At 41.9% G+C, this 23,875-nt stretch carries 27 protein-coding genes and 1 other annotated feature; of the genes, 10 read left to right on the forward strand and 17 right to left on the reverse strand.

Going from position 1 to position 23,875, the window contains the following annotated elements:
• Window positions 1-9: 9 nt before the first annotated feature.
• Genes CS060_RS02145 through CS060_RS02155 form a run of 3 tightly spaced genes read right to left on the reverse strand, consistent with a single transcriptional unit; the run spans window position 10 to window position 1,814 of the window.
• Window positions 10-801 (reverse strand): NAD kinase, encoded by a 792-nt coding sequence (locus CS060_RS02145; RefSeq protein WP_035046160.1) that lies wholly within the window; start codon window positions 799-801, stop codon window positions 10-12.
• 5 nt (window positions 802-806) lie between these two features.
• A complete protein-coding gene (gene yjbM, locus CS060_RS02150) occupies window positions 807-1,445 on the reverse strand; it encodes a GTP diphosphokinase (RefSeq protein ID WP_099668646.1) in 639 nt (212 codons plus the stop codon).
• A 12-nt stretch (window positions 1,446-1,457) separates the two neighbouring features.
• The gene (locus CS060_RS02155) at window positions 1,458-1,814 is read right to left on the reverse strand and encodes a UPF0738 family protein (RefSeq protein ID WP_035046191.1); all 357 of its coding nucleotides are present in this window, start codon (window positions 1,812-1,814) and stop codon (window positions 1,458-1,460) included.
• Window positions 1,815-1,942: 128 nt separating this feature from the next.
• Between CS060_RS02155 and CS060_RS02160 the strand changes: the two genes are divergently transcribed.
• The 5 genes from CS060_RS02160 to CS060_RS14030 all read left to right on the forward strand — a co-directional run bounded on the left by CS060_RS02160 (window position 1,943) and on the right by CS060_RS14030 (window position 4,807).
• Window positions 1,943-2,533, forward strand: a complete 591-nt coding sequence (locus tag CS060_RS02160; protein ID WP_035046157.1) for a CYTH domain-containing protein — start codon at window positions 1,943-1,945, stop codon at window positions 2,531-2,533.
• Window positions 2,530-3,147 carry a lytic transglycosylase domain-containing protein gene (locus CS060_RS02165; protein WP_035046155.1) on the forward strand — a complete coding sequence of 206 codons (618 nt, stop codon included), beginning with the start codon at window positions 2,530-2,532 and terminating at the stop codon, window positions 3,145-3,147. The genes CS060_RS02160 and CS060_RS02165 overlap by 4 nt, the downstream gene beginning before the upstream one ends.
• A 56-nt stretch (window positions 3,148-3,203) precedes the next feature.
• Window positions 3,204-3,608: a globin domain-containing protein gene (locus CS060_RS02170; protein ID WP_035046153.1), complete on the forward strand. Its 405-nt coding sequence runs from the start codon at window positions 3,204-3,206 to the stop codon at window positions 3,606-3,608.
• Window positions 3,592-4,404: a ClpXP adapter SpxH family protein gene (locus CS060_RS02175; RefSeq protein WP_035046151.1), complete on the forward strand. Its 813-nt coding sequence runs from the start codon at window positions 3,592-3,594 to the stop codon at window positions 4,402-4,404. Before CS060_RS02170 ends, CS060_RS02175 begins: the two co-directional genes overlap by 17 nt.
• Window positions 4,405-4,642: 238 nt before the next feature.
• Window positions 4,643-4,807 (forward strand): hypothetical protein, encoded by a 165-nt coding sequence (locus CS060_RS14030; protein ID WP_035046149.1) that lies wholly within the window; start codon window positions 4,643-4,645, stop codon window positions 4,805-4,807.
• A gap of 24 nt (window positions 4,808-4,831) precedes the next feature.
• Here CS060_RS14030 and pepF read toward each other — a convergent pair whose 3' ends face one another.
• Both pepF and CS060_RS02185 read right to left on the reverse strand, forming a co-directional pair.
• Window positions 4,832-6,628 (reverse strand): oligoendopeptidase F, encoded by a 1,797-nt coding sequence (pepF, locus tag CS060_RS02180; protein WP_099668647.1) that lies wholly within the window; start codon window positions 6,626-6,628, stop codon window positions 4,832-4,834.
• A gap of 37 nt (window positions 6,629-6,665) precedes the next feature.
• Complete coding sequence (locus CS060_RS02185) at window positions 6,666-7,850, reverse strand: competence protein CoiA (protein WP_099668648.1); 1,185 nt, start codon at window positions 7,848-7,850, stop codon at window positions 6,666-6,668.
• A 224-nt stretch (window positions 7,851-8,074) separates the two neighbouring features.
• On the opposite strand from CS060_RS02185, the gene mecA reads away from it, so the two are divergent.
• The gene (gene mecA / locus CS060_RS02190) at window positions 8,075-8,743 is read left to right on the forward strand and encodes an adaptor protein MecA (protein WP_035046147.1); all 669 of its coding nucleotides are present in this window, start codon (window positions 8,075-8,077) and stop codon (window positions 8,741-8,743) included.
• A 57-nt stretch (window positions 8,744-8,800) separates the two neighbouring features.
• The gene (cls, locus tag CS060_RS02195; RefSeq protein WP_099668649.1) at window positions 8,801-10,306 is read left to right on the forward strand and encodes a cardiolipin synthase; all 1,506 of its coding nucleotides are present in this window, start codon (window positions 8,801-8,803) and stop codon (window positions 10,304-10,306) included.
• Window positions 10,307-10,318: 12 nt separating this feature from the next.
• Here the strand turns inward: cls and spxA are convergent, their stop codons facing one another.
• Window positions 10,319-10,729, reverse strand: a complete 411-nt coding sequence (gene spxA / locus CS060_RS02200; protein ID WP_006318801.1) for a transcriptional regulator SpxA — start codon at window positions 10,727-10,729, stop codon at window positions 10,319-10,321.
• A gap of 248 nt (window positions 10,730-10,977) precedes the next feature.
• On the opposite strand from spxA, the gene CS060_RS02205 reads away from it, so the two are divergent.
• Entirely contained in the window at window positions 10,978-11,169 is a 192-nt protein-coding gene (locus CS060_RS02205) for a hypothetical protein (RefSeq protein ID WP_035019698.1), read from the forward strand.
• Window positions 11,170-11,270: 101 nt separating this feature from the next.
• On the opposite strand, the gene CS060_RS02210 is transcribed toward CS060_RS02205, so the two are convergent.
• From CS060_RS02210 to CS060_RS02230, 5 genes are all read right to left on the reverse strand, one after another.
• Complete coding sequence (locus tag CS060_RS02210; protein WP_006318803.1) at window positions 11,271-12,209, reverse strand: ABC transporter ATP-binding protein; 939 nt, start codon at window positions 12,207-12,209, stop codon at window positions 11,271-11,273.
• Window positions 12,206-13,264, reverse strand: a complete 1,059-nt coding sequence (locus CS060_RS02215; protein ID WP_035046145.1) for an ABC transporter ATP-binding protein — start codon at window positions 13,262-13,264, stop codon at window positions 12,206-12,208. The genes CS060_RS02210 and CS060_RS02215 overlap by 4 nt, the downstream gene beginning before the upstream one ends.
• A 20-nt stretch (window positions 13,265-13,284) precedes the next feature.
• A complete protein-coding gene (gene opp3C, locus CS060_RS02220) occupies window positions 13,285-14,298 on the reverse strand; it encodes an oligopeptide ABC transporter permease (RefSeq protein ID WP_035046143.1) in 1,014 nt (337 codons plus the stop codon).
• Window positions 14,295-15,224, reverse strand: a complete 930-nt coding sequence (opp3b, locus tag CS060_RS02225; protein ID WP_035046141.1) for an oligopeptide ABC transporter permease — start codon at window positions 15,222-15,224, stop codon at window positions 14,295-14,297. Before opp3b ends, opp3C begins: the two co-directional genes overlap by 4 nt.
• 104 nt (window positions 15,225-15,328) lie before the next feature.
• Complete coding sequence (locus CS060_RS02230) at window positions 15,329-16,981, reverse strand: peptide ABC transporter substrate-binding protein (protein ID WP_035046139.1); 1,653 nt, start codon at window positions 16,979-16,981, stop codon at window positions 15,329-15,331.
• Window positions 16,982-17,266: 285 nt separating this feature from the next.
• Here CS060_RS02230 and CS060_RS02235 point away from each other — a divergent pair, with 285 nt between their 5' ends.
• Both CS060_RS02235 and trpS read left to right on the forward strand, forming a co-directional pair.
• Window positions 17,267-17,599, forward strand: coding sequence for a DUF3899 domain-containing protein (locus CS060_RS02235; RefSeq protein ID WP_231563494.1), 333 nt, complete (start codon window positions 17,267-17,269; stop codon window positions 17,597-17,599).
• Window positions 17,600-17,634: 35 nt separating this feature from the next.
• Window positions 17,635-17,859: a binding site (T-box leader), on the forward strand.
• 48 nt (window positions 17,860-17,907) lie between these two features.
• Window positions 17,908-18,897: a tryptophan--tRNA ligase gene (gene trpS / locus CS060_RS02245; RefSeq protein ID WP_035046135.1), complete on the forward strand. Its 990-nt coding sequence runs from the start codon at window positions 17,908-17,910 to the stop codon at window positions 18,895-18,897.
• Window positions 18,898-18,925: 28 nt separating this feature from the next.
• On the opposite strand, the gene CS060_RS02250 is transcribed toward trpS, so the two are convergent.
• The 6 genes from CS060_RS02250 to CS060_RS02275 form a co-directional block, all read right to left on the reverse strand.
• Window positions 18,926-19,666, reverse strand: a complete 741-nt coding sequence (locus CS060_RS02250) for a YjbA family protein (protein ID WP_035046133.1) — start codon at window positions 19,664-19,666, stop codon at window positions 18,926-18,928.
• Window positions 19,667-19,742: 76 nt separating this feature from the next.
• Window positions 19,743-19,949, reverse strand: a complete 207-nt coding sequence (locus CS060_RS02255; protein WP_099668650.1) for a YuzI family membrane protein — start codon at window positions 19,947-19,949, stop codon at window positions 19,743-19,745.
• A gap of 55 nt (window positions 19,950-20,004) precedes the next feature.
• Entirely contained in the window at window positions 20,005-20,727 is a 723-nt protein-coding gene (locus tag CS060_RS02260; protein ID WP_099668651.1) for a DUF2268 domain-containing putative Zn-dependent protease, read from the reverse strand.
• Window positions 20,728-20,798: 71 nt separating this feature from the next.
• The gene (gene fabF / locus CS060_RS02265) at window positions 20,799-22,040 is read right to left on the reverse strand and encodes a beta-ketoacyl-ACP synthase II (RefSeq protein ID WP_099668674.1); all 1,242 of its coding nucleotides are present in this window, start codon (window positions 22,038-22,040) and stop codon (window positions 20,799-20,801) included.
• A gap of 33 nt (window positions 22,041-22,073) precedes the next feature.
• Complete coding sequence (locus CS060_RS02270) at window positions 22,074-23,006, reverse strand: beta-ketoacyl-ACP synthase III (RefSeq protein WP_035046130.1); 933 nt, start codon at window positions 23,004-23,006, stop codon at window positions 22,074-22,076.
• 351 nt (window positions 23,007-23,357) lie between these two features.
• The gene (locus CS060_RS02275) at window positions 23,358-23,873 is read right to left on the reverse strand and encodes a type II toxin-antitoxin system PemK/MazF family toxin (RefSeq protein WP_035046128.1); all 516 of its coding nucleotides are present in this window, start codon (window positions 23,871-23,873) and stop codon (window positions 23,358-23,360) included.
• Window positions 23,874-23,875 lie beyond the last annotated feature (2 nt).

Genomic DNA, 23,875 nt, shown 5'->3' on the forward strand with positions numbered 1-23,875 from the left:
AATCCCTTTCTACTGAATAAATGATTCTCGTACACGCTTCCAAAACGGGAACGGACGGAAGCGAGCGAAACGAATTTTTTCATCGGCGACGCGGCATTGAATCGATTTCACATCTTTATGCAATAGCGATAAATGGTCGATCGTAATTTGAAAATCGACGTCATTGACCGGCTTTAACATGCACGTATGATGCGCGGGCAAAATAAGCGGCGAGCCGATTGTACGAAACACACGGTTGTTAATGGAAGCCATTTCTGCGACTTGAATCGCCTCTAACGACGGATGTAAAATGGCGCCTCCAAGCGCTTTATTGTATGCCGTACTTCCCGATGGCGTCGAAATGCATAAGCCATCGCCGCGAAACGTTTCAAACAATTCTCCGCGAATTTCAACATCCATCACAAGCGTGCCGCTTACGCTTTTTACTGTACATTCATTGAGCGCTAAATATTTTGCCTCGCGTCCGCCGCGCACATATCGAATCGTTACTTCAAGAAGCGGATATTCTACGACTTGATACGGCGTTTTCGCAATGGCGATGACGAGCTTTTCAATTTCATCAGGCACCCAATCGGCATAAAATCCCAAATGCCCCGTATGTACCCCGACAAACGCTGTTTGCACGAGCCGGCTACGATAACGATGAAACGCATACAACAACGTCCCATCCCCTCCGACTGAAATGACGATATCCGGCTCATCTTCATCATACGTTAAACGAAAATCGGTTAAATATGTACGAATTTTATACATACATTCGTTTGATATCGCATCCCCTTTAGATATGACCGCAAATTTCACACGCCTCACCCCTCGTTATCTTTTACTTCTTGCTTGCGCGAAAACGCCACTTGCGCCTCTTGAATTTCAAAACGAATTTTCGACATTTCCTCGTCTAACAAATATGCCGCTTCCGCTGCCCGTTGCAATCGTTGTCGAATATCTTCAGGAAACTTGCCGCTATATTTATAGTTTAGCGAATGTTCAATCGTCGCCCAAAAATTCATCGCAAGCGTTCGAATTTGAATTTCGACTAAAATGTTTTTCTCACCATAAATCATTTGCACCGGATAACGAATGACGACATGATACGAGCGATAACCGCTCTCTTTTTTTTGCGTAATATAATCACGTTCCTCGACGATCGTAAAATCGTTACGCTTGCGCAACAGTTCTACAACCGTTTGAATGTCATCGACAAACTGACACATCATACGCAATCCTGCAATATCTTGCATTTGTTCTTCTAATTGATCGAGCGGAATATTTTTCTTTTGCGCTTTATCTAAAATGCTTGCAATTGGCTTCACTCTCCCTGTCACAAATTCGATCGGAGAGTGCACCCCTTGCATTTCAAATTGAGCGCGCATCCCTTTTAGCTTAACTTTCAACTCTTCAACCGCCTGCTTATACGGCGCTAAAAAAAACTCCCAATGTTTTTCCATCCAACCACCTACTTATGCGAAAAATGCCGTTACCGCCTGTTCCATTTCTTCACCGTAGTTTGCATTTCCTTTAATATTTTCAATTAAGTACGCCACTTCCTCATGAATGCCTTCTAACTCGATCGTTGCATCGCTTCCGACAAGAAACATCGGCTCGTTTGTACGGAGCGCTTCTTTGATCGCTCCCCATACTTCTTTTGGCATGATGACATAAACGAATGCATCGCTCGCTTCTAATATGTATACAAACGCACACGCATCAGAATCAACAAGCATATGTCGTTTTGGTTTTAATCCTTGAAGCGACGCCTCGCATGTGACATACCATCCATTTTCTTTTTTTTCTGCTGTATGTACGTATATTTTCATGTTTGTTCCTCCGTCGTTCATGATGTTCGCCTTTATTTTACCACATTTCACCTAGCGATGTTCACTAGTTGCACTTTTTCGTGTACATGTTGATAATAAAAAGTAGAATGATGTAAGGAGAAGAAAACATGAAACACGAACTTGAAATTGAATTTAAAAATATGTTGACGGCTGAAGAATTTGCTCGTTTCACACGTGCGTTTGCGGTGCGCGATGAGGAATGGGACGTGCAACAAAATTATTATTTTGACACGCCTGATTTTCAATTGAAGCAACAAAAAAGCGCATTGCGCATTCGTTTCAAAAATGGCACATATACATTAACATTAAAACAACCGTATGAAGATGGGCTGTTAGAAACACATGAACCGTTAACGAACGAAACTGCGACAGCACTTATTTCAGGTGCAACGTCACTTCAAGGCGACATGGCAAACATATTGCAGTCGCTTCATATTGATCCAACAGCAATCGTCTGCTTCGGTGCGCTAACAACTCGCCGCGTTGAACGACCGTATCAAAACGGCACGCTCGTATTGGACTATAGTGAATATATGAACGTTGCTGACTATGAAATCGAATACGAAGCGAGCGATCGAGCAGAAGGCGAAAAAACGTTTACACACCTGCTCGAATCGCTTCACATCCCGAAACGAAAAACGAAAAATAAAATTGAACGATTTTACGAAGCTAAATACGGAACGGAGCGATCGCTATGAACGTGCAACAAATCAAATTGCTTTTAGAACTGCAAGCGTTGCAACATTTACAAGGAAAACAAGAAGGAGCGACAACCTCGTTTCACGATCTGTTTCGCGAGCTGTTGACAACGGAATCAAACGAAGAGACGGAAACGATACGTCCGTCTCTCCCTATGATGACAAGTGACGAAACGAACGCGCCAACATATAAAACAAATGAAACGAGCGCACCGATGAATACGAAAACGTTTCATCAATGGATTGACGAAGCCGCAACGAAATACGATGTCGATCCGAAACTCATTTACGCGGTCATTCGTCATGAGTCCAATTTTAATCCGCAAGCAAAAAGCCGCGTCGGTGCGATGGGGCTGATGCAGTTAATGCCGAGCACAGCACGCATGTTAGGGGTACAAGACGCCTTCGACCCACAGCAAAACATTGAAGGCGGGGCAAAATATTTACGCCAGCTTCTCGATCGGTATGACGGCAATATCGCTCTTGCGCTTGCCGCCTATAACGCAGGGCCAGGCAATGTCGATAAACATGGGGGCATTCCGCCATTTCGTGAAACGATAAACTATGTAAAAAAAGTGATGCAAACGTACTATTCCACAAGTCACATCGTTTGAGATGAAACAAAGTCATTGTTACAATATTGATATATTTCGGCAAAGGAGTTTTTCATATGTTTCAATCCCCTTACGAAGCGATTGGAGGCGAACAAGTTGTCTCAAAACTCGTTGATGCTTTTTATGAACGAGTGGCGAAACATCCTGACTTGGCGCCTATTTTCCCAAACGATTTAACGGAAACAGCACGGAAACAAAAACAATTTTTAACGCAATATTTAGGTGGTCCACCGCTTTATACAGCAGAACACGGACATCCAATGTTGCGTGCGCGCCATTTGCCTTTTCCAATTACGCCAACGCGCGCAAAAGCATGGCTGGCGTGTATGCATGAGGCGATGGATGCTATCGGACTAAAAGGACGTGTTCGTGATGAATTGTATCAACGGCTCATTTTAACTGCTCAACATATGATTAATACACCAGAGGACGAGCGAAAGGAGTATGAAGGTGAATGGTAAGCAAGAAGGAACGGCAAAACAACTAGAAATTTATTTATTTGTCGATCCTCTTTGCCCGGACTGTTGGGCGCTTGAACCTGTTTTAAAAAAATTATGGATCGAATACGGACAATATTTTACGTTACGTCACGTCTTAACCGGTCAACTCGATCGACTCAATGGAGTTAGCTATAAACGAATTGATCGACATGCATCGCGCATTGGCATCGCTTGTGAAGACCGAGTGTTTCTTGAAACACCGTTGCCGATTCCATATGTTGCCTCGCTCGCTGTGAAAGCAGCAGAATTGCAAGGACGACAAGCAAGTATTCGCTTTTTACGTCAACTACAAGACATTGTATTTATTCAAGGTAAAACGATTACAGAGACAAACACGCTTATTCAATGCGCGATCGATGCCGGTTTAGATGTGCAAGAATTTATAAATGATTTGTCTTCGCCAAGTGCGGTCAAAGCGCTTCAATGCGATTTAAAAATTCGTGCGGAAATGGACGTTCGCGAAGTTCCAACGCTCGTCTTTTTTAACGAAAATATTGAAGATGAAGGCATTAAAATTTCGGGCTGTTATCCGTACGACGTATATGTCGATTTAATCCATGAAATGCTCGGACGCTACCCTCAACCGTCTCCGCTCCCACCAATTGAACAGTTTTTACATCACGCTCAGTTCGTTACAACCGATGATATTGCGATGGTGTACAACATCCCGCACAGCAAAGCTGAATGTGAATTAAAAAAGTTACGTTTAAAACAAAAAGTGGAGAAAATCGGCTCATTTTGGCGCTGGATCGGATAAAGAAAAAGGACTCGGGGGATGCCGAGTCCTTTTTCTTTGTCATAAAGACAACAAAGGGGATGGGAGAAATTTTTCACGGTCAAACAAAGGGGTATAAGTTTGTTTGATTGTGATTCACTTCACGTTTATATATTAACAAATGACCTCATGTCTTGACAAGTATTTTGTTTACTTGTTCACAAATTTGTCATAATTATTTTCTCCCTTGCTTACTATGAATAAATAAAGGGGGGATTTGATGTTCATTGTACATATCGTTTGGATCGTTGTTGCACTCATTATTCACTTTTTTGCATTAATGCGGTTATTTCCGTTATTCATATCCATTCCTTTTTTATTTCTTTCTTTCTTCTCATTTTTTACTTACCTCAACAACCGCCATCGTTTTCGCGGATTTCATTAAGAAAAGGCGACGCACAGTCGCCTTTTATAATAGTTGCTCCAGTTGTTGGAGTTTTTGTTCAAACACTTGACATGCTTGTTCGATTGGCTCTGGAGATGTCATATCGACCCCTGCTTTTTTCAACACTTCAATCGGATAATCCGAGCTTCCTGCTTTTAAAAACGCAATGTATCGCTCGACAGCTGGCGCGCCTTCTTCTAAAATTTGTTTGCTTAATGCGGTCGCTGCGCTAAATCCTGTCGCATATTGATACACATAATAGTTGTAATAAAAATGCGGAATGCGCGCCCATTCTAAACCAATTTCCTCATCGATCACAATGCCGTCGCCGAAATATGTTTTGTTTAGCTCATAATATGTTTCCGTCAATACTTGGGCCGTCAGCGCTTCACCGTTTTGCACCATCTCATGAATCATATGTTCAAACTCCGCAAACATCGTTTGACGAAACACAGTGCCACGGAATGTTTCTAAATAATGGTTTAATAAATATAACCGCTTTTTCTCATCGTCGATCGTTTGTAATAAATAATCGTTCAATAGCGCCTCGTTGCACGTTGATGCGACTTCAGCGACGAAAATCGAGTAGTTTCCGTACGGATATGGTTGATATTTGCGCGTATAGTAACTATGCACCGAATGACCAAACTCATGCGCAAGCGTAAATAAGTTGTTCACATTATCTTGCCAGTTCATTAAAATGTACGGATTCGTCCCATACGAACCAGACGAATACGCTCCGCTTCTTTTGCCGCGCGTTTCTTGCACATCGACCCAACGATTATCAAATCCTTCTTTGACAATCGAAATATATTCATCACCTAGTGGCGTAAGCCCTTTTAACAATATGTCTTTCGCTTCTTCATACGTCACTTTCATATCAGCTTGTTTCACAAGCGGCGTATATAAATCGTACATATGTAGCTCATCTAATCCAAGCACCCGCTTGCGCAATTGAACGTAACGATGCAAAAGCGGCAAATAACGATGAATCGTTTCAATTAAATTGTCGTACACCGCTTCAGGAATTTGATTTTTACTTAATGCAGCCTCGCGCGCCGAGCGATAGTTGCGAACGCGCGCAAAAAACGTATTGCGCTTCACCGCCCCACTTAACGTGCTTGCAAACGTGTTTTCATATTTGCGATATGTATCGTATACCGCTTTAAATGCATCGCGGCGAACGCGGCGGTCTTCGCTTTCGAGAAAACGAATGTAACGGCCGTGCGTCACTTCCACTTCTTCTCCGTTTTCATCTGTAATCGTCGGAAAACGTAAATCGGCATTATTTAACGCCCCAAACGTATTGCTTGATGCGTTCATTACTTCCGCCGCTTGCGCAAGTAACGCTTCTTCTTTTTCCGATAACACGTGCGGACGTTGGCGGTTCATTTCATCTAATTCGTGCTCATACAGCCGAAGCGGTTCGTATTGTTGTAAGAAGGAGCGCAACACTTGTTCATCCAGCGCTAAAATTTCTGGTACGATAAACGCCATCACTTGACCAGCTTCAGCATATAAACTTTCCGCTCGCGTTTCAAGCGCTTGGTAAAAGGCATTCGCTGTATCTTCATCATGGCGCATATGCGCATACGCATATAATTTCCCAAGTCGTAACAACACATGGTCGCGATATTGCAACGCTTCATATAACGTTTGTGCACTTTCCCCTAATCTTCCTTTATACTCCGAAAATTTCGGAAGCAATGCGTGAATAGCTTGAAATTCTTGTTCCCACTGTTCATCTGTCGCGAAAATATCTTCAAGACGCCACGTATACTCTACAGGAACGTCTTTACGTGTCGGCAACGTTTTTGCCATGTTCATCACCTCTTACATCAAAATGTTTACTTATATATTATTCTCGTTTTGTGAAAAAATCCTCTTTTTTGCTTACAATTCGTCGCAATAGTTGCTCATCTCCACGAATCGCTTCTTCCATGTTGTGCGGAAGCGACCATGACCGAATGCGCTGAAACGTACTTTTTCCTACTTTTTTCAACAATCGAAGCGAAACGAGCGCATGTAAATAGTCCATGAGCGCGTACGAATAGTGGCTTTTTGTCATAAGTGGCAATCGGCGAATATGAATCAAATTTTGACGAATGAAATATTGCATTCGTTCATATAATTGATGAAACGAAAACGTCAGATGAGGCGGAATATTCATCATTTCAAGCAACATATACGTTTGCCAAACAAACGGCGGCGTCTCAAACCAATACGAATGGCGAAGGGGGATGCCTGCTTCATGCGGAAATAACGACGGGGTCATATGCGCTTCATACACGATGCGACAAAAGGCGCGATTCGTTCGATAGTACAATGGAGACAGCCGCCATTGTTTCTTTTTCATTTGCCATGCATCAAACAAGGCATCATGTTTTCGTTGAGGCGCTTGTTGGAAAAAAGAAAAGGACATCGTATCGAGCGGAATTGTCGTCCATTCTCCGTATGTTATCGTTTTTGATAGCGGAATGAGATGATGAAGAAACGATACTTCGCGACGTTGAGGACAATAAAACGGAATCATCTCGTAACAATTGAAAAAAAGCCACGAAAATGAGGATAGTTGAAAAAACAAACCAAAGCGCCGCATATGTGACGAATGAAGCAGCCAAATCGGGACAATATGGGCGTTGACGTATGCGTTCGTTCGTTTTACAAATAAAGAAGATGGAATGACCGAACATTGATATTCAACTGCATACATCTTTTTTTCATGCCGAACAAATACATCTGGACGTTGTTGAATATGCGGTAAATACTTTTCCACTTCCGCTTCTATGTTCTCATTCATTAGCCATTCATACAACTGTTGTTTCCCTTGTAAATGGGCGAATGTTTCTCGCTCCGTTTCAATCGTACATTTCGTTTCATGCGCAAAATGCGACATTCGTTTTTTTCCAATTTTCAATTGCACACGTCTAAAACAAACAGGACAAAAAAACGACTGCGTCGCTCGCAATACATGTAGCTGTTCAACCGTCCAATCATCTAATAACGAACATGTTTCTCCATTTTTCAATAATGCGACAAACATGCAACCTCCCCTTTCTCCACACATTTTTTCTACCAAAATCGTCTTTTTTCCTGCAACAAATACAAAAAATAGGGGAACAACTAAATTTATTGAATTAGGCGTTTTTTATTTCCCTTCTTTCACATTTTGTCATACAATAGAAGTACAAGATGTGGAATGATGGGCGAACGCTCAGGGGTAAATTCCCTTCCTGAATGGATAATCGTAGAAGGGAGATGAGGGACATGGAAATCGAACGCATCAATGAATATACGTTGAAGCTATATATATCGTACGGAGATATTGAAGAACGTGGCTTTAATCGCGAAGAAATTTGGTACAATCGCGAGCGGAGCGAAGAATTGTTTTGGGAAATGATGGACGAAATTCATCAAGAAGTGGAAATTTATTTAGAAGGACCGCTTTGGATTCAAGTGCATGCGCTTGAAAAAGGATTGGAAGTGTTCGTCACGAAAGCCCAAATTTCAAAAGACGGAAGCAAACTGGAGTTGCCTATTCTCGATGAACGATTTAAAGACTTACCTGTCGATGAAAAAATTGAACATATATTAGACCAACATTTTAACATTATTAAATCGTCGTCGACGCCAGAACCTGATAATCCGCTCCAGTTCGTCATCCGCTTTAAAAACATTGAAGACGTCATCGCTCTTGCCCATCGTCGCGATTTTTCAACATTAAACAATAAGCTATTCGCATTTGAAAACGACTACTACTTATACGTCGAATTTACAGAAAAAGATGCCGATCGCGACATTGATAATATGTTAAGCATATTGCTTGAATACGGGCAAGATTCTCAAATGACGATTCATCGCCTTGAGGAATACGGGAAAATCGTCATCGCAGAACAAGCGCTAACGATGATCGCAAAGCACTTTCCAAACTCATAACGCCGATTTCAACTAATTGAAATCGGCTTTTTTCTCGCAAGGTCAGGTGAACAACAAATGAGAAATGCGTTAAAAGTTGTACTATTTATACTTGCTTTCATTGGCTTTTTAGTAGCGACAAAAGATTATTGGGAAGGCTGGCTGCTCGGAACGTTCAGCTTATTTGTCACATTGTCAGTGATTTTTATTTCATTTGTCATCTTTTTAGAAAATCGCCATCCGACGAAAACGCTCACATGGCTCGTTTTATTTAGCAGCTTCCCACTCATCGGCTTTATTTTTTATTTTTTACTCGGTCAAAACTATCGCAAAAAACGACTTTTTCGAAAAAAGGCGTTGCTTGATGAACAAACATTTCGCAAACTAGAACGAAATGACGCGAATCATGAACGAAAATTATATATGAAACCGCATCAACAGCCGTTGTTACAACTAGCGAGACGGATGACGAAAGAATCGATTTCAACCGCGACAAAAACGCGCGTGTTAACAAACGGAGAAGAAACGTTCGCTGCTATTTTTGCGGAGTTAGAAAAAGCAGAGCACCACATTCATCTTGAATACTACATCGTGCGCGACGATGACATCGGTCAACGACTAAAACAAATATTAATCGACAAGGTAAAAAAAGGCGTACACGTCCGCTTTTTATACGATGCGGTCGGAAGTTGGAAGCTATCGAAAACGTACATACATGAGATGCGCGAAGCAGGCGTCGATATGATCCCATTCTCCCCTGTTCGTTTGCCGTTTTTAAACAATACAATCAACTTTCGCAATCATCGTAAAATTATCGTCATTGATGGGAAAGTCGGTTTCGTTGGCGGGTTAAATATTGGCGATGAATATTTAGGGAAAAACGAATATTTCGGCTTTTGGCGCGATACGCATTTACTCGTTTCCGGCGAAGCCGTTCGTACGTTGCAACTGATTTTTTTACAAGATTGGTATTACATGACCGGTCAACAATTATTGACGCTGAACTATTTAAACGCTCCGACCGTTGATGATGCAATCGGAGGCGTTCAGCTTGTCGCTGGTGGACCAGATACGAAATGGGAAGTCATTAAACATTTATTTTTTGCAATGATTACATCAGCACAGCACTCGATTTGGATCGCCTCGCCGTATTTCATTCCAGATGAAGATATTTTAACGGCGTTAAAGGTTGCGGCATTAAGCGGTATTGATGTGCGGCTTCTCGTGCCGAAGCGCCCGGATAAAAAAATTGTGTTTTACGCTTCTCGCTCTTATTTTCCTGAACTACTCGAAGCAGGAGCGACCATTTACGAATATGAAAAAGGATTTATGCACAGCAAAATTATCGTCGTAGACGGCGAACTCGCTTCAATCGGCACAGCGAACATGGATATGCGCAGCTTTCATTTAAATTTTGAGGTAAATGCGTTTTTATATCAAACGCCAAGCGTACGAACGCTTGTCAACGATTTTATAAACGACTTCGAGCATTCATCAAAAATTGATATGAATCAGTTCAAACGCCGACCGCTTTGGATGCGCATTGCGGAATCTACCGCCCGCCTTCTTTCGCCGCTACTATAAAAGGCTTAGCATTTACGCTAAGCCTTTGTTGTTGACAAGCTGTTGTGCTTGACGCAATTGATACGTCCGCACTTTTCTCGGTAAAAAGCGGCGAATTTCATCTTCGTTGTAACCAACTTGCAGGCGCTTTTCGTCCATAATGATCGGACGGCGCAACAAGCCTGGATGTTGACGAATAATTTCATACAAATCTTGCAGTGGCAACGAGTCGACTTGAATGTTTAACTTTTGAAAAATTTTCGATCTCGTTGAAATAATTTCGTCCGTTCCGTTTTCGGTCATCCGCAAAATGCTTTTAATTTCTTCAATCGTTAACGGCTCGGCAAAAATGTTGCGCTCTTTATACGGAATGTTATGTTCTTCTAACCACGCTTTTGCTTTTCGGCAAGACGTACAACTTGGCGATGAATATACGATCACCATATATGAATCACTCCCTTATGGGTTGTTTTATTCGCTTTCTGTATTAAAACACATCTTATTTTAAAATGACTTTAAAAAACTCTACAACGTACATTATACAACAAAAAAGTTTAGAAAGATACACTTTTTTTCAATTTTGCCCAACATATTATACGGTTGTCCGATATAAATGGTTTCATTTTTTATTGCTTACATTTCAAATTTTCTCTACAATAAAAATAGACATGGCAAACAAAGGGGGAAAACGCATGGCGCAATTTTTTATCGACTTTACGATCGTCGCCATTTTAGTGATCGGCATCACCGCACTTATGGGCGTCATTTTAAACGGCATTGGTGAAAACATATTTGGCGGGCGAAAAAAACGATTACATACATCGATGAGTGAACATATTCAAACCGGCTGGAAAACAGTCGGCGGAAAAAAAGCTTCGAGATAAATCTCGAGGCTTTTTTTAAAAACAAAATAGTCAAACGAATCAAAATATTATATAATACTTTAGTGCATCAAATGAAAAAAGCTAATCTCTCGTTCGAGAGATTAGCTGTACATCGCTTTATATTTTTCGTACTCTGCTTCGGAGCAGTAAACGAAATGACCTGGCGTAATTTCGCGCATGCGCACGTCTTCGCCTTCTTTATAGTTATGTTGCGACGGATCGTAAATGATGCGTTTACGCGTCCGTTCTGTTTCTGGGTCTGGATGCGGAATCGCTGAAAGAAGCGATTTCGTATATGGATGAATTGGGTTGCGATACAACTCTTCCGCATCCGCAAGTTCAACCATTTTTCCGAAATACATGACGCCAATTCGGTCGCTAATATATTTGACCATCGACAAATCGTGCGCGATAAATAAATACGTTAATCCTTTTTCACGCTGCAACTTTTTCATTAAGTTGACGACTTGCGCTTGAATCGATACGTCTAACGCAGAAATTGGCTCATCGGCAATAATAAACTCTGGCTCAACCGCAAGCGCGCGCGCAATGCCGATCCGTTGACGCTGACCGCCAGAAAACTCATGCGGATAACGGTTCGCATGTTCACGGTTTAATCCGACCGTCTCAAGCAGCTCGTACACGCGATTCATACGCTCTTCTCTCGACGACGCTAACCCATGAATATCGATTCCTTCCGCAATAATATCTGCAACCGTCATACGTGGGTTTAATGACGCATACGGGTCTTGGAAAATCATTTGCATTTTCCGTTTTAATTCTTTCGCTTCTTTCGCTGACTTTTTCCGATGAACGCTCAACCCGTTAAACAACACTTCACCATCTGTTGCTTCATATAAACCGATAATCGTACGGCCTGTCGTTGACTTACCGCATCCTGACTCCCCAACGAGACCGAGCGTTTCGCCTTTATAAATGTCGAACGTCACATCGTCAACCGCCTTAACGACTTGACCTTTCCCGACTTTAAAATATTGTTTTAAGTTTTTCACTTCAACGAGTTTTTGTTTTTCGCTCATTGCTTATTCCCTCCTTTGTTGTTCGTTAGTGTAACGAATTTTTTCATCCGTTCACGAACGACTTTCGGAGGTTCGACTTTCGGTGCATTCGGGTGAAGCAACCACGTTGCCGCATAGTGCGTATCTGACACTTGAAACATTGGCGGTTCCATTTCATAGTCGATTTTTAACGCATATGCATTACGTGGTGCAAACGCATCACCTTTTGGCGGATTTAATAAATCTGGAGGCGTTCCCGGAATCGAGTACAATTCCTCATCCCCATGTTCTAAACTTGGCATCGATGCAAGCAATCCCCACGTATACGGGTGTTTCGGATTGTAGAAAATTTCATCGACCGTTCCTTTTTCAACAATTTTTCCAGCATACATGACCGCGACGCGATCCGCCACATTTGCCACCACACCTAAGTCATGCGTAATGAAAATAATCGACGTTCCTGTCTTTTTCTGAATGTCTTTAATGAGTTCCAAAATTTGCGCCTGAATCGTTACGTCTAACGCTGTCGTCGGCTCATCGGCAATTAACACTTTCGGATTGCACGCAAGCGCGATCGCAATGACGACCCGTTGACGCATACCGCCTGATAATTGATGCGGATATTGTTTAAAACGAAGCGCTGGCTCTTTAATGCCAACAAGGTCAAGCAATTCAATGGCGCGCTCCTTCGCCTCCTCTTTGGACATTTGTTGATGTTTTAACAACACTTCTGTAATTTGTTTTCCGATTGTCATCGTTGGATTTAATGCTGTCATCGGGTCTTGGAAAATCATTGAAATTTCCGCACCACGTACACGTTGCATCTCTTTTTCTGAAAGTTTTGTAAGGTCGCGGCCTTCTAGTAAAATTTGCCCTTGTTTAATTCTCGCAGGCGGCATCGGCAACAAACGCATAAGCGCTTTCGATGTGACCGATTTTCCTGAACCAGACTCCCCAACAATCGCAAGCGTCTCGCCTTTATATAAATCAAATGATACGCCGCGTACAGCTTGTACTTCACCACCGTACACGTCAAAAGAAATGTGCAAATCTTTTACCTCTAGTACCTTTTCCATCATTCCACCCCTTTCATCCGTTATTTACGCATTTTCGGATCGAGCGCATCGCGCAATCCATCTGCTAATAAGTTAAAGCTTAAAATGAGCAAGCTGATCACAAACGCAGGAATCATCATTAAGTGAGGGAACGTTTGGATCGATTTGTAACCGTCGTTGACGAGTGAACCGAGCGACGCTTGAGGTGGACGAATACCAAGTCCGATAAAGCTTAAAAACGCCTCTGTAAAAATCGCACTCGGAATCGTAAACATCGTCGTAATAATGATTGGACCAACGACGTTTGGCAATAAATGTTTCGCAATAATTCGAGAGTCAGATGCACCAAGCGTACGAGCAGCTAAAACATATTCCATATTTTTCAATTTTAAAATTTGTCCACGTACAATACGCGCCATCGTTACCCATCCAGTAATAACCATTGCAACAGTAATCGAAATAATTCCCGGTTCAAATACGAGAATAAATAAGATGACAACGATTAAGTTCGGAATACCAACTAACACTTCAATAATTCGCTGCATCACATTATCGACACGGCCGCCGTAAAATCCGGAAATCCCACCATATGCAATCCCGATTAACAAGTCAATCGCTGCTGCTAATACACCGATATATAACGAAATGCGGGCACCGTACCATGTACGTGTCCATAAGTCACGTCCAAGATCGTCTGTTCCGAACCAATAATATTCCTTCACACCACGTTTTTCGTACACATTAATTCCGTTCATATCTTTTCCGTTAAACGGAAGCCAATCTATATTTTCCAACACCGGAATGCGCGGTGGTAATTTCGCATGTTTTAAATTTTGTTCTTTATACGTATGGTCACTAAATATTGGCGCAAAAATGGCCATCAATGTAATGACGATAATCATCACTAATCCGAAAACGGCTCCTTTATTTTTGCGCAAACGAATCCAAGCATCTTGGAAAAACGTTAAGCTTGGACGATTAATTTTTTCCATATCACCTTGACGTTCAGTCGCTAATTCAAACAATTCAGGAGATAGTTGTTTTTCAGTCATCATTTTTTCCCTCCCGCTAAACGAATTCGCGGATCAATTAAACCGTAAAGCAAGTCCACAATAAAAATAACGAGAATAAATAACGCACTATAGAAAATGGTCGTACCCATAATCACAGGGTAATCGTTCAAGTTAATCGAACGAACGAACTGTTCCCCTAATCCAGGGACAGCGAAAATTTGCTCAATCACTAACGTTCCTGTCATTAAGTTAACAGCCATCGGACCAAGAATTGTAATAATTGGAATCATTGCGTTTCTTAATCCGTGTTTAAAAATAACCCCAAACCCGCTAATTCCTTTCGCACGGGCTGTTAAAATGTAATCTGAACCGAGCACTTCTAACATTTCCGTACGCATAAAACGAGCGATGCTTGCAATAACGAATACCGATAATGCTAATGTTGGCATAATGGTGTACTCAAAACCTTCCCAAAACGCTACAGGAAGAAGTTTTAATTTTACACCGATATAATATTGTAATAATCCACCAAATACGAATGATGGAATGGAAATACCTAAAACAGCTAATATCGTAGCCGTATAGTCAATTGCTGTATTGTGACGAACAGCAGCAATGACACCAAGTAAAATACCGACAATTGTTCCAAATACAAGCGCTTGAAAACCAAGTTGTGCAGACGGACCAATGCGATCACTAATTAATTGTGTCACTGGGCGATTGTCATATTGGAAAGAAACTCCTAAATCTCCTTTCGCTAAGTTGCCTAAATAGCGAATGTATTGCACTGGCACCGGATCATTTAATCCATATTTTTCTAAAATGATTTGTTGTTGTTCTGGCGATAACTTCTCTTGATTTTGGAGAGGGGAACCTGGGAGAAGCTTCATTAAAAAGAACGTTGCCGTTGCGATAATGAACAACGTAATCAACATGTAAATAAAACGTTGTAACGTATATCGTGCCATATTGCACACCTCCTTACAAAATTAAAAACTTTTTGAAATTTTCCGGATTAGCAGGCAAAAGGAGAGTATATGCTTGTCGCACATATACTCTCCTTTCTTTTCGATTACTCGATATATGCCCACTTGTAGCTGTTGTCTGGACCGAATGGATGATCAACAATACCTTTGACGTATTCACGCTCAAGGTATGCTGCACCACGTTGATACATTGGCGCGATGACTGCTTCATCTAACAAGATTTTCTCAGCTTTTACCATCGCATCCCAACGAGCTTGTAAGTCAGAAAGAAGCGTTGTTTTCGCATCTTGTACAAGCTTGTCGTACTCAGCATTTGACCAACCTGTTTGGTTATGAGCACCGTTTGTGACAAACATATCGATGAATGTCATTGGGTCTTGATAGTCTGGACCCCAACCAGCAAATGATAACTCATATTGCATTTTGCTTTCAAGATCAAGTTTTTGCTTAAATGGTTGTTGCTTAATGTTAACTGTTAAACCTGGTAAGTTTGTTTCAAGTTGCTCTTTTAAGAACTCACCAATTTTCTTCGCGCTTTCAGAGTCGTAGTTTAACAACTCAAGCGTAACTTTGTCTTTGCCAAGCTCTTTTTTCGCTTGTTCCCAATATTTTTTCGCTTCTTCTGCGTTAAATTTCACTAAATCGCCGTTTTCTTCACGGAAATCTTTTCCGTTTGGACCAGTAACGAATCCTTCTGGAACGAAATAGTTCGCTGCTTTTGAACCGTTATTTAAAATTGTCGCAACCATCGCTTCTTTGTCGAAGCCCATTGCGATCGCTTTACGAGCGTTGACGTTTTTCAACACTTCGTTCTTTTGATTCATGCGGATGAAGAACAATACAGGCTCTGATTTTGTTTTAAAGTTTTTGTCGCTGCTGTACTTATCAACAAACTCTGCGCTTAAACCAACGCGGTCTGCTTTGTTTGTTTCATATAAGTTTACGCCAGTCGCAACGTCTTTAACAATGTTGAAGTTAATTGTTTCAAGTTTTACAGTTTGTGCATCCCAATATTGCTCGTTTTTCTTTAATTGGAAGCTTTGCTCATGTTTCCACTCGCTTAATACGAACGGACCGTTGTAAAGAGTTGTGTTTGCTTCAAGACCGTATTTATCCCCTTGTTCTTTCACAAATTTCTCGTTTTGTGGATAGAATGTTGGGAACGCTAATAAGCTTAAGAAATATGGAATTGGGTTTTTCAATTCAACTTGTAACGTTTTTTCGTCAACTGCTTTCACGCCTAATTGGTCAACAGGCACTTTTCCTGTGTTTACTTCTTCAGCGTTTTTAATGTCGTACATAATGTACGCATACTCAGCACCTGTGTTTGGGTCAAGCGCCTTTCTCCATGCATATACGAAATCGTTTGCCGTTACAGGCTCACCATTTGACCATTTCGCATCGCGAAGCTTGAATGTGTATACTTTTCCATCTTCGCTTACTTCATAGCTTTCAGCCATTCCTGGCGTTGGCTCGTTGTTTTGGTCTAAACGATATAGACCTTCAAATACGTTGTTCATGACGCGGAATGATACGCTGTCAGTTGCTAACGTAGAGTCTAATGAAGGAATTTCTGATGTTTCAAGCAAGTTTAATACTTGCTCTTTCGCTGGCGCTTCTTGAGCCGGCTTTTCGCCTTCATTGGCTGTCTTGTCTTCTTCTTTTTTGCCGCCACACGCTGCTAGCACCATGGAAGCGACGAGAAGAAGCACGAAAAAGATCGATAACTTTTTCTTCATGCGAGTTTCCCCCTCATCTTTATTAATTTGTATTTATTTCCATCTTCTGATTTATCAGAAGATTTGAAACACAAGGACATTATATAACGAATTAGTATACTTGAAAAGATTTTTTTGAAACTTTTTTAAATTTTCTAACATTTTAAATAAATGTTAGGCTTGTTCACAAATTTGATAAAATCAGCTTGATGACTATTTTATTTGTTTTTTATTCGTTTGTAAATAGAAAATTTACACTTTTTTTAGTATAATACTTTACAGCGATTAAGTGCGAAAGGTGGAGGAATGGTGAAAAATACAGTCATGACAAGTGTTTACGTGTTTTTAGCTGCGCTAACGATTGCACTTTTTTCTGCAAACAAATGGTTAACATTTATTAATACTTCTTTTTTGCTCGCACAACCACTCGTTATTATTGGCGGATTTCGCTTCATATATGAAAAAGGATTTTTCGATATCACCATCTCTAGTTTTAAACGATTGTTTCGTTCTCCTGTTGAACGATACATGACTGATGAACAACGCGACGACGCGTCAAAAAAACAATGGGGAGCGACGCTTTTTTTTGCCGGACTCATCGTCACATGCGCAACGCTCATTTTTTCATACATGAATTGACAATCGAAATGGAAGAACATATAATGTTTTCAAAAACCGATGCGATGACAAAGAATAGTACATATGACGAGGCGTTCAGAGAGCTTGTGGACGGTGCGAACAAGCCGCTAGTTGTATGGAATGGGCTTTCGAGCATTCAAGTTGAAAAAAGTAGGCTTGAACGTTTGCCTTACGTTACAAAGGCGCCATGCATACGCATGGGCAAAGTGATTGTCTCAAGACAATAACTAGGGTGGCACCACGGTTCTATCGTCCCTAAAGATGATAGAGCCTTTTTTATTTGGAAAAATAAAAAAAGGAGTGATTTCATGAAGACGATTTTTTCTGGCATTCAACCAAGCGGTGTCATTACGCTCGGCAACTATATTGGAGCAATGAAACAATTTGTTGAACTGCAAGACGATTACAACTGCTATTTTTGTATCGTCGATCAACATGCGATTACCGTTCCGCAAGATCGGCTGGCGCTTCGGAAAAACATTCGCAGTTTAGCTGCTTTTTATTTAGCGGTCGGCATCGATCCAAACAAATCGACGTTATTTATTCAATCGGAAGTACCTGCGCATGCGCAAGCGGGCTGGATTTTACAATGCATTGCCTACATTGGTGAATTAGAGCGCATGACGCAATTTAAAGACAAATCGGCTGGAAAAGAAGCGGTCAGCGCTGGGTTGTTAACGTATCCGCCGCTTATGGCAGCTGATATTTTACTTTATTCGACAGACATCGTCCCTGTCGGTGAAGATCAAAAACAACACATTGAGCTCACGCGCGATTTAGCGGAGCGGTTTAATAAACGATACGGGGACATTTTCACGATCCCAGAAGCGCGCATTCCGAAAATCGGCGCCCGCATTATGTCGCTCACTGACCCGACGAAAAAAATGAGCAAATCTGATCCGAACCAAAAATCGTACATTACGTTGCTTGACGATGCAAAAACGATCGAGAAAAAAGTAAAAAGTGCCGTGACGGACTCCGAAGGCATCATTCGTTACGATAAAGAAAATAAACCGGGCGTATCCAATTTATTGACCATTTACTCCATTTTAGCGAACAAACCGATTGAACAGTTAGAAGAACGTTATGCCGGGAAAGGGTACGGGGAGTTTAAAGCCGATGTCGCCCAAGTCATTATTGACGCATTAACGCCAATTCAAGAAAAATATTATGAGCTCATGGAAAGCTCGAAACTAGATGACATTTTAGACGAAGGTGCCGAAAAAGCAAACCGCGTCGCAAGCAAAATGTTAAAGAAAATGGAAAACGCCATCGGTTTAGGAAGAAAAAGACGATAAAAAACTCAGCTCCACGCGGGCTGAGTTTTTAATTCACTTTCGGCTCTTGTTCCATTTCCCACAGTTTTTCAAAAAACGGTTGTCCTTTCACGAGCCGTTCGCATAAATGCACATGACGCTCTGACCATCCGTATTTCGCTTCTTCATACAAGCCGTTCCACGCTTCTTCAAACGACATTTGTTGAATGTATGCATACTTTTCTGGCGCCCACTCCGTATACCAATAGCGCACTTCAGCAACATTTTTCGTTCCGTACAATTGATCAAGCGCCATAAATAACAGTTGCTTCAATTGCCGCTCTTTGCGCGTCAATCCGCTCATGAGCGCAGGATGGGGCGATAAAATATGATATTCTTTTTCGCTTTGTTGAAACGGATATATGCGCACATCTTGCTCTTTCATCATCTCATAAACGAGCTGTTCTTGCCGTGGAATGAGCCGACTTTTTCGAATCGGAATATGATAGCCAATCGTATCAATCGCAACGATGCCATAGCCATCTGTGGCAATAAAACAATAATCAAGCTGGATGCGCTCATGATTTTTGCGCACGTACGCTTTTTGATACACATCTTCAAGCAAAGCTTTCGGAATCTCTGATAAGCTATTTTCTAAGTAGTGAAACAGTTGTGGGCTCACTTTCAATACTGGCACTTGATCTAACAGCTCAATGGCATCATCTTTTCTCCACTCATAAAAGTGACAAACGTTATATCCGTTTTCTTCTCCTTCAAACCAATTCACCCAAACATCGTGAAGATATAACATGCATAACCCCTCACTTCAAACGATTTGTTCACAGTATGGTCAGAGGTCGTTCATTTTATTCCATTTCACCCTAAATTTAACCATCATCGTGAAATGGGAAAAAAATGCTTAGCCACGTCATAAACAAACCGATCGGCAAGAAGTAGCATTCCACTTTTGTGCTAATAAACATGAGATATTCTTTCCAATCTGAACGCGATGCCATAATGTTTAAATACGCAATCATCGTCGTTCCACCAATGACCGACATCCCAAACCCAAGCAAATAAAAAAAGAAACGCATTCGTCAGTCCCCCTTGTCCACTACTATATGTATGAACAAGCATGCAAACGATGCGTTACGTAAAAAAAATTTCTTCAGCTTTCATCGAAAGTAGCTCTATCATCGTCTTTTTTTCTAGCGCCTGCTTCACAACCGCATATCCGACCGCATAGCCGAGCATGCGCGGATAAAAGGCAGAACCGTATAAAAGCGAACGATAACGAGCATCGTCTGGTCGAGTAGAGAGGTTTGGGATTATCCATTTTTTCATCCATGGCGTTAGTTGTTCCTCTGTATAATATGTCGTCCATGTTGCGACATATTCGCTTCCGAGCCGCTCGTACACCGCATGTTCTGCTAATCCTTCCATCACGATCCGATCAAGAAGCGTATAGTCGCGCTCATCTTTCGGATCAGCATGCAAACGACAAACGTGGTTATATTCGTGAATGAGGAGGGCATAAATATGTTCGTTCGATACGTGAGGAAGCAAAAATAAAAATAGTTGATCGCGAAAAGCGACGCCTGATTTTCCACCAAATTCACGTTGCAGCGAACGGTTTGTAGCATCAGCAGGGAAAATAAATATAGGCACATCTGGGCCATCCCACTCTTTTTGGAGTTCTGTAAACTTTTTTGCGACAAACGCCCATACGTTTTTTTCTGCGAGCTGTTTCATCGTATCATGTTGGTTGCGCCGCGCCATGCCGTGCGCAAATAAGTGACGTTGCACATCTTCTTTTATTTTTTTTCGCCATCGATCATCTATAAACCAATCTTTCGTATTTATTACTCCCATGACATTCCCTCCCTTCGTTATCGCATTGTACGATAAACGAAAGGAAAATGTGAAAAAGGATGAGGCGAACCTCATCCTTCATATTTTTTGAAAATAATCGTTGCATTATGTCCACCGAAGCCGAGCGAGTTGCTTAATACCGCACGCACATTTTGTTTCCGTGCCACATTCGGCACGTAATCTAAGTCGCATTCTGGGTCTGGTGTTTCGTAATTAATCGTTGGCGGAATGACGCCATCGTGAATCGATAAAACGGAGAAAATGGCTTCGATTGCACCCGCTGCACCAAGCAAATGTCCCGTCATCGATTTCGTCGAGCTGACGGCTAGTTTGTATGCGTGCTCACCAAATACTTCTTTAATCGCCATCGTTTCATATTTATCGTTATACTCTGTGCTCGTGCCGTGCGCGTTAATGTAGTCGATTTCCTCAGGCTGCATATTTGCATCATGGAGCGCTTGACGCATCGCACGCACGCCGCCTTCCCCGCCAGGTGCTGGAGCGGTAATATGATACGCATCGCCTGTCGCACCGTAGCCAACGATTTCCGCATAAATGCGCGCACCTCGTTTTAACGCATGTTCTAGTTCTTCTAAAATAATAATGCCAGCCCCTTCGCCCATAATAAATCCATCGCGATGTTGATCGAACGGACGACACGCTGTTTTTGGGTCCGGATTAAACGAGAGCGCTTTTGCGGCGCTAAATCCTGCAAGCGCCATATGCGTAATTGGCGCTTCTGTTCCGCCTGTAATCATCACATCGGCATCGCCACGTTCAATGACTTTAAACGCATCGCCAATCGAGTTCGTTCCTGTCGCACAAGCGGTGACCGTACATGAGTTCATTCCTTTCGCCCCAAGCATAATCGACACTTGCCCTGCCGCCATATCCGGAATCATCATCGGAACAAAAAACGGGCTGACGCGACGATATCCTTTTTCTAAAAACGTCTTCAGCTGTTCTTCGTACGTTTCCATCCCGCCGATGCCCGAACCGATCCATACGCCAATGCGTGGCGCGTTTTCCTCTGTAATTTGTAAATTCGCATCTTTTACGGCCATCATGGAAGCGGCGACCGCATATTGCGTAAATCGGTCCATTTTGCGCGCTTCTTTTTTATCGATAAATTGTTCCACTTGAAAATCTTTCACTTCCGCTGCTACTTTCGCAGGAAAATCGTCCGCATTTAATCGTGTGAGCGGACCGATGCCGGATTGTCCAGCAACGATGTTTTTCCATGTCGTTTCAACATCATTTCCTAACGGTGTGACAGCCCCTAATCCCGTGACGACGACTCGTCTTTTTTTCACCACTCATCACTCCTTTGTTTCATCATACCATCGTTATTTGCCCCAGCGCAATGCAATAGCGCCCCACGTTAATCCACCGCCAAAGCCGACCATGATGATGAGGTCATCATCTTGAATGCGTCCAGCTTCCACTTCTTCAACAAGTGAAATCGGAATGGATGCAGCGGATGTATTTCCGTATTTATTCACGGTAATCGACATACGATCAACAGGAAGTTCGAGCCGTTCGCGCGCCGCCTCCATAATGCGAATGTTCGCCTGATGCGGAATTAAAAAATCAACGTCCGCTTTCGTCAATCCTGCTTTTTCTAGCACACGAATGCATGACTCGCCCATTTGGCGCACCGCAAACTTAAACACTTCCCGGCCGTTCATGACAATATGGTCGTCTTGATATAAATATTTTCCCCCCGTACCGTCTGCCCCAAGTTCAAACGATACGATGCCGCGCCCTTCTGCAACTTTCCCCATGACAACTGCTCCTGCGCCGTCTCCAAACAACACCGCTGTATTTCGATCGCTCCAATCGACGATTTTTGATAACTTTTCTACCCCCACGACAAGCACGTATTTGTACGTATTCGTTTCAATAAATTGTTTCGCGGTTACCATCGCATACATAAACCCTGCACATGCCGCGCTCACGTCAAGTGCCGCTGCATGCACCGCCCCGAGCTTTTCTTGCAACATGCATGCGACAGATGGAAAGGCGCGATCTGGCGTCACCGTCGCCACTAAAATGAAATCAATTTGTTCAGGAGAAATGCCTGCATCATCAAGCGCCCGCTTTGCTGCCATGTAAGCCATATCGGACGTATCGATATCTTCTGAAGCAATGCGCCGCTCTTCAATGCCTGTGCGCGTCCGAATCCATTCATCGGACGTATCCATTCGTTGTTCTAATTCTTTATTCGTCACAATACGTTCCGGCAAATATCGTCCAATTCCAATAATTCCTGCACTCACGGAAATATCGTCTCCTTTTATTATCAAACTTTATTACTTGGTACTAATTTTACTTTCTTTTTTCGTTTCATGCAATAAAAAAATGCGGGCTTATTTTCAAGCCCGCATGCGTCATCATATACGCAGCGTTAAACTGCGGATTGCGTAATGTATATATAGTATATGCACATTCGTTAAATATTTGCATAAGCATTTTTTCTAAATAATGGGGGAATAAAAAACGAGAGACAACCGAACTAGGCTGTCTCTCGGAATGCGTAATGATACACGTAACAAACCGTTACGAACATGTAATGTATTCTCATTATAATGGTTTTGTAACATGTATGTCAAGTTTTCATCTATGTACGATTACTTTCTCAAAGCAGGGGAAGTAGTATAAAGTCGTTTAATCTCTGTTAAAATTTTATCCATGTCTTTATTTGAGACTGTTGCAAAATCTCCTCTTTTACGCAATGGGCGATCGATTCGATCTTTTGAAATGACACGGAAATGTTCCACTAAAGCGGTGTTGTTTAACCCTTCTAAATCAATATGATACCAAAATCCATCATTCAGCCTTTGCGTCGTTAAAGGAACGACCGCACATAACGGAGAATTTTTTTCTGAGCGAATAATTAAAACAGGACGATGCTTGTCTTCTTCATGTCCAACATTGACTCCTAAGTGCGCCCAGTAAATTCGACGATATAGAATGGGGAAATTATGCTTTTTGTTTTTTTCTTTATAGCGCAATTGAGCTTTTTTCAACATCCATTCCACATATTGCAAAGCCTCTTCTTCTTGCTGGTCGTTGTTTATCCCATCTAACACCTCAAAAAGTTGGATAAAGAAACCATCAATTTTCTTTTTTAATTCCTCTTTCATTC

Source organism: Anoxybacillus flavithermus (assembly GCF_002742685.1).
GTDB classification, from domain to species: domain Bacteria; phylum Bacillota; class Bacilli; order Bacillales; family Anoxybacillaceae; genus Anoxybacillus; species Anoxybacillus flavithermus_E.

Excerpts from the sequence above, each read along its gene's own strand:
- yjbM (WP_099668646.1), bottom strand. The coding sequence starts at position 1,445 with ATGGAAAAACATTGGGAGTTTTTTTTAGCGCCGTATAAGCAGGCGGTT.
- CS060_RS02155 (WP_035046191.1), bottom strand. The coding sequence starts at position 1,814 with ATGAAAATATACGTACATACAGCAGAAAAAAAAGAAAATGGATGGTAT.
- CS060_RS02160 (WP_035046157.1), top strand. The coding sequence starts at position 1,943 with ATGAAACACGAACTTGAAATTGAATTTAAAAATATGTTGACGGCTGAA.
- CS060_RS02165 (WP_035046155.1), top strand. The coding sequence starts at position 2,530 with ATGAACGTGCAACAAATCAAATTGCTTTTAGAACTGCAAGCGTTGCAA.
- CS060_RS02170 (WP_035046153.1), top strand. The coding sequence starts at position 3,204 with ATGTTTCAATCCCCTTACGAAGCGATTGGAGGCGAACAAGTTGTCTCA.
- CS060_RS02175 (WP_035046151.1), top strand. The coding sequence starts at position 3,592 with ATGAAGGTGAATGGTAAGCAAGAAGGAACGGCAAAACAACTAGAAATT.
- CS060_RS14030 (WP_035046149.1), top strand. The coding sequence starts at position 4,643 with ATGTTCATTGTACATATCGTTTGGATCGTTGTTGCACTCATTATTCAC.
- pepF (WP_099668647.1), bottom strand. The coding sequence starts at position 6,628 with ATGGCAAAAACGTTGCCGACACGTAAAGACGTTCCTGTAGAGTATACG.
- CS060_RS02185 (WP_099668648.1), bottom strand. The coding sequence starts at position 7,850 with ATGTTTGTCGCATTATTGAAAAATGGAGAAACATGTTCGTTATTAGAT.
- mecA (WP_035046147.1), top strand. The coding sequence starts at position 8,075 with ATGGAAATCGAACGCATCAATGAATATACGTTGAAGCTATATATATCG.
- cls (WP_099668649.1), top strand. The coding sequence starts at position 8,801 with ATGAGAAATGCGTTAAAAGTTGTACTATTTATACTTGCTTTCATTGGC.
- spxA (WP_006318801.1), bottom strand. The coding sequence starts at position 10,729 with ATGGTGATCGTATATTCATCGCCAAGTTGTACGTCTTGCCGAAAAGCA.
- CS060_RS02205 (WP_035019698.1), top strand. The coding sequence starts at position 10,978 with ATGGCGCAATTTTTTATCGACTTTACGATCGTCGCCATTTTAGTGATC.
- CS060_RS02210 (WP_006318803.1), bottom strand. The coding sequence starts at position 12,209 with ATGAGCGAAAAACAAAAACTCGTTGAAGTGAAAAACTTAAAACAATAT.
- CS060_RS02215 (WP_035046145.1), bottom strand. The coding sequence starts at position 13,264 with ATGGAAAAGGTACTAGAGGTAAAAGATTTGCACATTTCTTTTGACGTG.
- opp3C (WP_035046143.1), bottom strand. The coding sequence starts at position 14,298 with ATGATGACTGAAAAACAACTATCTCCTGAATTGTTTGAATTAGCGACT.
- opp3b (WP_035046141.1), bottom strand. The coding sequence starts at position 15,224 with ATGGCACGATATACGTTACAACGTTTTATTTACATGTTGATTACGTTG.
- CS060_RS02230 (WP_035046139.1), bottom strand. The coding sequence starts at position 16,981 with ATGAAGAAAAAGTTATCGATCTTTTTCGTGCTTCTTCTCGTCGCTTCC.
- CS060_RS02235 (WP_231563494.1), top strand. The coding sequence starts at position 17,267 with ATGGTGAAAAATACAGTCATGACAAGTGTTTACGTGTTTTTAGCTGCG.
- trpS (WP_035046135.1), top strand. The coding sequence starts at position 17,908 with ATGAAGACGATTTTTTCTGGCATTCAACCAAGCGGTGTCATTACGCTC.
- CS060_RS02250 (WP_035046133.1), bottom strand. The coding sequence starts at position 19,666 with ATGTTATATCTTCACGATGTTTGGGTGAATTGGTTTGAAGGAGAAGAA.
- CS060_RS02255 (WP_099668650.1), bottom strand. The coding sequence starts at position 19,949 with ATGCGTTTCTTTTTTTATTTGCTTGGGTTTGGGATGTCGGTCATTGGT.
- CS060_RS02260 (WP_099668651.1), bottom strand. The coding sequence starts at position 20,727 with ATGGGAGTAATAAATACGAAAGATTGGTTTATAGATGATCGATGGCGA.
- CS060_RS02275 (WP_035046128.1), bottom strand. The coding sequence starts at position 23,873 with ATGAAAGAGGAATTAAAAAAGAAAATTGATGGTTTCTTTATCCAACTT.